Source organism: uncultured Campylobacter sp. (assembly GCF_937949835.1).
Lineage (GTDB): Bacteria > Campylobacterota > Campylobacteria > Campylobacterales > Campylobacteraceae > Campylobacter_B.
Map to the genome: position 1 here is coordinate 1 of NZ_CALEDC010000425.1, position 8,011 is coordinate 8,011.

Here is an 8,011-nt window from a genome sequence, read left to right on the forward strand (position 1 = left end):
GTATTTGCAAATATGGGTAAGATGGACGTAGCGGCAAATTTAATGGCTGCGGGCAAGATGAATCCTCTTCATGCTTTCGGCGAAGAGGAGATCGAGGGACATGCGCAGCTCGTTAAGATGATAGAGGCCGCACGCAAGGCTCAAGCTAGCGGTGAGATAGAATAAGGAGGAGAGGATGAATAACGAATTTGCATTTTTCCCGGGTTGCGTTTTAAGTCAAGCCGCAAAGGAATCTAAAATTTCACTTGAAGCGATCGCTCCGGTGCTGGGTATTAAACTTCACGAGATAAAAGGCTGGAGCTGCTGCGGGGCTAGTCAAGCTCAATGCGTCGATCCTATGGCAAGCCTAGTAGCTAATGCCAGAAACATCGCGCTAGCCGAGGGTATGAATATGCCTCTGCTAACTACCTGCTCCACCTGTATGCTAACTCTAACTAAAGCAAAGCTAACTTTGGATAAGGGAGCCAAAAGCTATATCAATACCTTTTTAAAAGAGGGCGGTATGCAGTATCAGGGAAGTACCGAGATAACGAGTCTGCTTTGGGTGCTATATCAAAGCTTAGATACATTAAAAGCTAAAGTCGTTAGACCACTAACAAACTTAAAGGTAGCGCTATTTTACGGCTGCCACTCATTAAGACCGGAGCGCGAGCTTAAAAAAGAAAGCTCAACCAATCCTAAAAGCTTTGAAGCGGTAGTTAGCGCACTTGGTGCTCAGATAGTGCCTTTTGAAAAACGCCTTGATTGCTGCGGCTTTCACGCTAGCTATCCTGCGGTAAAGTCCGTATCTAAAATGTCAAGCGAGATCGTAAATGACGCTGCCGAGCACGGAGCCGACGTCGTAGTTACCCCTTGTCCGCTATGTCAGATGCAGCTTGATATCTATCAGGAGCGATACCAAGAAGCGATGAACTCCAAGGCAAGAAAGCCGATCATCCACCTATCTCAGCTGGTAGGCCTTGCACTTGGGCTAAGCAATGAACAGCTTGGGCTAAATATCAATATCCAAGATGCAACGAGATTGGTAAGCTGATCTTTGAAAATTTTCTAAAGATTTAACGGATGATTTTGCAAAAATATTTCGCTGCGGCGCACAAACAGTGCGCCTGCTAGTATCGCACAAAATCATCCAACCTACGCCTGCTTTATCTTGAACTGCTTTTCGCTACTATAAAATTCTTGATAAAATTTCACTGCTTCGTAAATTTTAATGCTTCATAAAATTTAATGCTTCATAAAATTTAATGCTTTCTCCGCCGTAATTTAACGTTTCGCCAGCCGCGCTAAATTTCTATCTGTCTTTTATTTTTAAATTTAAAACCCATTAGACGATGAATAAATATAAAATTTTAATTAAATCTAACGAAATTTAAGGTGCATGAATTCTAAATTTTGATAGAATGCCATTTAAAAATATCCTAAATTTCAGGAGGACATTATGGTTGATTTAGCTCAAATTTCGGCTAGACTTGATGCCGTTGAGCGTTTGCCGCGAATAAAAGCGGAGGAAAGCATACAAGAAAGGCTTAAGAGCAAAGGTTTTTCGCGTCGCGATTTTATGAAATGGAGCGGAGCGATGACCGCGATGCTCGGGCTTCCGGCCGCATTTGCACCGAGCGTAGCGCGAGCTGCGGAGCTTGCGGATCGCCTGCCGGTGATCTGGCTTCATATGGCGGAGTGCACGGGCTGTAGTGAGAGCTTGCTACGCACAGAGACGCCTAGCATTGATAGCCTGATATTCGACTACATCAGCCTAGAATACCACGAGACGATAATGGCTGCCGCAGGCTGGCAAGCCGAGGAAAATTTAGAGGGCGCGATCGAAAAATACAAGGGGCGCTATATCTTGATGGTAGAGGGCGGAATTCCAAGCGGCGAGAATGAATTTTTCCTAACCGTGGGTCCTGAGGGCAAGAGCGGAGCTCAGCACTGCAAACACGCGGCCGAAGGCGCTGCGGCAATATTTGCGATCGGCACCTGTTCGAGCTTCGGCGGTATCCAAGCTGCGGCTCCGAATCCGACCGGCGCCGTAGGTTTGGATAAAATCATAAACAAACCCGTCATCAACATCCCGGGCTGTCCGCCTAGCGAAAAAAATATCGTCGGCAACGTGCTAAATTTCATCCTTTTCGGCACGCTTCCAAGCCTTGACGTTTACAACCGACCGAAATGGGCTTACGGGCTGCGAATACATGATCTGTGTGAGCGTCGCGGACATTTTGATGCGGGCGAGTTTGTAGAAAGCTTCGGCGATGCGGGCGCGAAGGACGGATACTGCCTTTATAAAGTAGGCTGCAAGGGTCCTTATACGTTTAACAACTGCTCGCGCGAGCGTTTCAACTCCCACACTAGCTGGCCGGTACAGGCGGGTCACGGCTGCATAGGCTGCTCGGAGCCTGATTTTTGGGATCATATGGGACCTTTTGAGGAGCCTTTGGCGGATCGCCTTTACGAAAGCGTTTTCGGCGGGCTCGGCGCTGATGCTACCGCAGATAAGATAGGTGTCGGAATTTTAGCGATCACGGGTGTTGCGGTAGCGGCACACGCGGCGATTGCGTCATTTAAGAAAGATAAAGGGGAATAATCATGTCGCAAAGAATCGTAATAGATCCGATAACCAGAATAGAGGGACATTTAAGAATAGAGGTCGTAGTGGATGACGAAAACGTCGTCCGCGAGGCCTATAGCAGCTCGACGCTATGGCGCGGGCTTGAGACCATAGTAAAAAATAGAGATCCGCGCGACGCGGGATTTTTTATGCAAAGAATTTGCGGCGTCTGCACCTTCTCGCACTACAAAGCGGGCATCGTCGCGGTAGAAAACGCCCTCGGCATAACTCCGCCGCTAAATGCCTTGCTGACGCGCACGCTGATGGCTAACGCGCTATTTTTGCACGATCACCCGGTGCATTTTTATCAACTCCACGGGCTTGATTTCGTAGATGTAGTAAGCGCGCTTAGCGCCGATCCTAAAAAGGCGAGCGAGGAGGCGTTTAAATACTGCGACACCCCTTATGCGTGCGGTGCGGATAAACTAAAAGAGGTGCAAGATCGCGTGGGCGCTTTCGTTAAGAAAGGCGCTTTGGGGCCTTTTGCCAACGCCTACTTCGGACACCCAACATATAAGCTTAGCCCGGAGCAAAATTTAATCGCTCTTTCGCACTATCTTGAGTGTTTGCGCATTCAGCGCACGGCGGCTCAGATGATGGCGATATTCGGTGCGAAGCAGCCTCATCCGCAAAGCCTCACCGTAGGCGGCGTCACCTGCGTGATGGATATCCTAAGTCCTGCGAGACTTGGCGAATATATGTCTAAATTTAAAGAGGTCGCGGACTTCGTAAATCGCGCCTACTATCCTGATCTCGTAATGGCTGCGAAGGCTTACGGCAACGAGCCTAGCGTGCTAAACGATATCGGCGTGGCAAATTTATGGACTCATCAAGAATTTCAGCTTTCAAAGAACGAATGGCTATTTCAAAGCGGCATGATTATGAACGGCGATATTAGCAAGGTTTTAGAGCTCGATGAGAACAAGATTACCGAGGAGGCAACGCATGCGTGGTATAAAAACGATGCGGCGCTTCATCCTTACGACGGCGAGCAGGAGCCGAATTATACGGGCCTTCAGGACGGGCAGAGCATCGACGCGCACGGCAAAGAAGCGCATACGAAGGTGCTCGATACCCAGGGCAAATACACCTGGATCAAGGCTCCGCGATACGACGGCAAGCCGCTTCAGGTAGGACCTCTTGCAAATATCGTAGTAAATTACGCCAAGAAAAACGAGCGCGTAGTAAAGGTCGTGGATCAATTCCTAAAAGACGCCGGTTTGCCGCTTGAGGCGGTATTTTCAACGCTCGGACGAACGGCGTGCCGTATGATCGAGGCTAAAGTCGTAGCCGACAACGGACTGATTGCGCTAGAAAATTTGATCGCAAACATCAAAAGCGGCGATACGCAGACCTGCGCAAAATATGTAATCGATAACTCCAAAGAGTACAAAGGTCGCTATATCGGTCACGTGCCGCGCGGTGCGCTTAGCCACTGGTGCAGGATCGAAAAGGGCGTCATCAAAAACTGGCAGGCGGTCGTGCCGTCTACTTGGAACGCCACGCCAAAGGACAAAGACGGCGCTATGGGCGCTTATGAATCCTGCTTGATCGGACTTAAGCTTGCCGATCTTTCCAAACCGCTAGAGATCATCCGCCGCATCCATTCATTCGATCCTTGCATAGCCTGCGCCGTGCACGTAATGGACGCTAAAGGGGCGGAGCTTGGCTGCTATAGGGTAGATCCCAGCAAAGGATAAACGATGAAAAAAAGATTTGCGGAATACGAGTTCTCAATCGGTCTTAGGCTCACGCACTGGCTGCGTGCGCTTTGCATTACTATTTTGGTGATCACCGGATATTATATCGCCTTTGTTTTTACCGCGCCCGAGGTGAGTCCCGAGCCGGTGCTTTTCATGCAGGCTAAATTTAGATTCGTGCATCTGATCTTCGGCTTTGCGATGATCGGTGCGGCGATCTTTAAAACCTACCTTTTCTTCTTTGATAAAAAGAGCAGAAAAGAGCTTTTGAGTATCAAGGATTTTTTTAGCCCGCGCGTCTGGATCGCTCAGATCAAATACTATATCTTTTTGGGCGAGCACCCGCATCTTCGCGGCGTTTATAACCCGCTACAGTTCATCTCCTATCTGGGCTTTTATCTAGTATTGTTCGTAATCTGCCTAACGGGTATGATCTTATACGTGCACGTCTATCACGAGGGGCTCGGCGGCGCGCTATACGGGCTCTTGCGCCCGCTGGAAGCGGCGATGGGCGGTCTAAGCGAAGTGCGAATGATACATCATCTTTGCATGAATATCATCATAATCTTCGTGCCGATCCACGTCTATATGGCAGTCTTTAACGCCGTCAAGGGCAGGGACGGCGCGATGGATGCGATCGTAAGCGGCTATAAATTTAAAAAGGAAGAGCACGCTTGAGGGTGCTGGTACTGGGTATCGGCAACGTCATCTACGCGGACGAGGGCATAGGCGTGCACTTCGTCCGCGCGCTCGCGCAGAACTATAAATTTTATCCTAAAGCCGCCGCACGAAATTCTATGGCGAGCGAGTATTTCACGGCGCAGAATTTCATGCAAAATTCCGCCCAAGTCTCTGCGATACAAAATTCTACCTCGCAAAATTCCATAGAGCGCGACCCTTCGCAAAATTCTGCGGATGAAAATTTTATCTCCGAGCAGAATTTTGCAGCAGTAAATTTAGACCGAAATTCTACTTCAGAAAATTCCGCAAAGCAGGATTCCGCTTCAAATTCTACTTCGCAAAATTTAGCAATAAATTCCGCAGCACAAAGCTCTATTAATGCGGACTTTGTCGCCGAAAATCTCGCCGCGCCGAGCGATAGTGCGGATCAGATCCGATTTATCGACGGCGGGACGCTGGCTAGCTTTTTGATGCCTACGATGGCGGAATTTGATGAAATTTTGCTCGTAGATTGCATAGACGCGGACGGCGCAAAGGGCGGCGAGGTGTATTTTTTCGACTACGACGCGATGCCTAAGCAGATCAGCTGGAGTGGTTCGGCACACGAGGTCGAAATGCTTCAAACCCTGCAGATGATGGATCTTTGCGGCGATCTGCCTCACGTTAAAATTCTAGCGGTCGTGCCGCAGCGCATCGAGGAGGCGAGCTTTAAGCTAAGCTCCGTGATATTGCAGTCCTCAAAAATCATGGAAAAAACGGCGCTTAGGTACCTATCGAATCTTGGTTTCGCGCATGAAAAAATCGCCGATCTTAGCGCCCAAGATATCGCGGATCGATTTGCAAAAAGGGGGCGAGATGATAGTAGCATATGAGTTTAACTACCTTAATGAAAATGCGCTAATAGCGCACTTCTTGCTGTTTTATGCTCGCAAAAGCGCACTTGAGTTTTGCCTAAAAAAAGAGGCGAGCTTAATAAGCCTTTTCGTGCGCGGCGGCGAGGATGAAATTTTAAAATTTAGCGACGAGGCGATGCCGCTGATTCCAAACTCTATATTTTTGGCAAAATCCTCCGTGCGCGTGGTGGACGAGGGCGGCGCCGAAGCGAAAGCGCTGAAATTTAACGGCACGTTTAAAGATGCCTCCTCGGGCAATTTAAGCAAATTTTTTGAGGATGAAATTTCAAACGCCCGTAGCGCGGCTAAATTTAATAATTTTACTCCGCGAGTGATGAAGGAATACCTCGCTCACGCCGAGCCGTCTCAAAACGAATTCGAAATAATAAGCGGCGCTAGCGTGCTTCATGAGGGAAAATTTGAAGCGGTAAGTAGGGAGAATTTTGCTTGCTTACTGGAGTTTTGCCGCATAAACTTATTTCATGCTCAGCAGGTGCAGATTAAGCGCGGCGGCGCAACTTTCACGCTCAAGGCGGATGTGGATTTTAGCACCGATTTTTTGATAGCCGCGGGAGTGGGCGCGCTGGATGGGATTTTTGTGAGCGATGAAAAGAGCAAAATCGCGCTCGCAGCCTTCGAAAAGCCGCTCATAAGCCTAAAAACCAATGCAATCTTTAGAAAAAATCACGAGGATGCGCCTAGATTTTTTGACGTAAAGCTTGCGGGCGACATATTCGTGTTTGCGCTGGGGCGCGCTTTGGCAAGCGACGGGATCTATTTTTTAAGCGCAAAATGCGAAAGCGCGGCGCAAAAAGATAAAATTTTTAAAGTCGCGCCGCTGCAAAACGGCTTTTTGATCGTGCAAAACGAGGATTTTTTAAGCGGCAGCGCAAGCTCTTATCTGAAAAACTCAAACGATAAAAACTCCGCTCTTTTTGCGCTTACGTGCCGCGAGAGGGGGGTTTTAAACGACTCCAAAAAACGCGTTTTGCGCTGCTTTTTGGGGGTGGGCGCGGACGACGAGATCGCAATTTACGGCGAAAGCTCTAAAAAAATTCTACTTAAATTTAATCTGCCGCGCAGCTTTGACGAGCTTAAGGCTCAAATTTGCGCGGATGAAACGGGCGCAAAGCTGCTTGAAAATTTCAGCGCCAAATTTAACGTAAACGCCGCAAAAATCGATGAAATTTTAAAAAGCGCAAATGCGGGATTTTACAGTATCTTTAGCGTCGCCGCACAGCTTATCTGGGGGCGCGATGCGGCGTTTTTGATGGCGGCTGCGGAGGATTTTGCGGGCGGCAAAGGGGTGCGACTCGATTTTTGCACCGATGAGCGCGGCTGCGTGCAAGCGGATAAAATTTTACGCTCGGCGATGAGCTATGCGCTCGCAGGCGCCAATGAAAAGCTGTTTGCGTTCGGATTTTTCGATAGTTTGGGCTATTTTTTAAGCGATCTGGCGGATGAGCGCAAAGAGGACTTTGACGTTTTGATCTTCGGCGGAGCGATGTTTAGCGGGCGCAAATTTGCGGATTTAATGCTTAAGCTTTGCAAAAATTTTGACGCGAGCTTTAGCGACAGCTTCGCGCTTCAAGCTGGCTAGATCGGGCATATATGCGAATTTTTGGCAAAACTCTTAAATCTTATCCGCAAAACAGCGAGTTGCGCGGGCATTGCGGTATTGACGGCCGCGCCGTGCGGGCCAAATTTTGTGCGATAATTCGCGTGAAATTTCAAAAAATTGGCAGACGCGGCGAGCTTGTAGTATCAAATTTTATTAAATTTAAAGCATATTTTGCAGCGTTCGGAACGCTTTGTCCGCCCGCTGCGAGCGCAACTTGCTTGCAAAACAGCTACTGCGGCGCATAATTTATGAAAGCACGTGGATGAAAGCGGCTAAATTTGAGGTTTTCGGAGCGGTGCAGGGGGTCGGGTTTCGCCCGTTCGTCTATAAACTCGCCGTGGATTTGGGGCTGAAAGGCGAAGTTTATAACGACGGCGAGGGCGTTAAAATCATCGTTTGTGCAGACCTTTCCGAGCCGCAAAAAGGCTCGATTGATAAAAATTCCGCCCTTTTAAATTTAGATGAGCCAAATTCTAACGAAATTCAAGCACAGAAAGTATCGTCATCG

7 protein-coding genes and 2 pseudogenes are annotated in these 8,011 nt (G+C 48.5%); all 9 read left to right on the forward strand.

Going from position 1 to position 8,011, the window contains the following annotated elements; translation table 11 throughout:
• Positions 1-165: pseudogene (locus tag Q0256_RS09475) on the forward strand ((2Fe-2S)-binding protein); the annotation flags it as partial.
• 10 nt (positions 166-175) lie between these two features.
• Positions 176-1,033 carry an 8-methylmenaquinol:fumarate reductase membrane anchor subunit gene (gene sdhE, locus Q0256_RS09480; protein ID WP_297896025.1) on the forward strand — a complete coding sequence of 286 codons (858 nt, stop codon included), beginning with the start codon at positions 176-178 and terminating at the stop codon, positions 1,031-1,033.
• A 405-nt stretch (positions 1,034-1,438) separates the two neighbouring features.
• Positions 1,439-2,584, forward strand: a complete 1,146-nt coding sequence (locus Q0256_RS09485) for a hydrogenase small subunit (RefSeq protein ID WP_297962476.1) — start codon at positions 1,439-1,441, stop codon at positions 2,582-2,584.
• A 2-nt stretch (positions 2,585-2,586) separates the two neighbouring features.
• A complete protein-coding gene (locus Q0256_RS09490; protein ID WP_297962478.1) occupies positions 2,587-4,308 on the forward strand; it encodes a nickel-dependent hydrogenase large subunit in 1,722 nt (573 codons plus the stop codon).
• 3 nt (positions 4,309-4,311) lie between these two features.
• Positions 4,312-4,986, forward strand: coding sequence for a Ni/Fe-hydrogenase, b-type cytochrome subunit (gene cybH, locus Q0256_RS09495; protein WP_005870440.1), 675 nt, complete (start codon positions 4,312-4,314; stop codon positions 4,984-4,986).
• Positions 4,983-5,078, forward strand: a pseudogene (locus Q0256_RS09500) (hydrogenase expression/formation protein); the annotation flags it as partial. The gene cybH and the pseudogene Q0256_RS09500, both read left to right, overlap by 4 nt.
• A 60-nt stretch (positions 5,079-5,138) precedes the next feature.
• Complete coding sequence (locus tag Q0256_RS09505; protein WP_297962484.1) at positions 5,139-5,861, forward strand: hydrogenase maturation protease; 723 nt, start codon at positions 5,139-5,141, stop codon at positions 5,859-5,861.
• Positions 5,845-7,482 carry a hypothetical protein gene (locus Q0256_RS09510; protein WP_297962480.1) on the forward strand — a complete coding sequence of 546 codons (1,638 nt, stop codon included), beginning with the start codon at positions 5,845-5,847 and terminating at the stop codon, positions 7,480-7,482. Before Q0256_RS09505 ends, Q0256_RS09510 begins: the two co-directional genes overlap by 17 nt.
• A 283-nt stretch (positions 7,483-7,765) precedes the next feature.
• Positions 7,766-8,011, forward strand: a 246-nt coding sequence (locus Q0256_RS09515; protein ID WP_297962482.1) for an acylphosphatase, incomplete at its 3' end; no start/stop codon positions are given.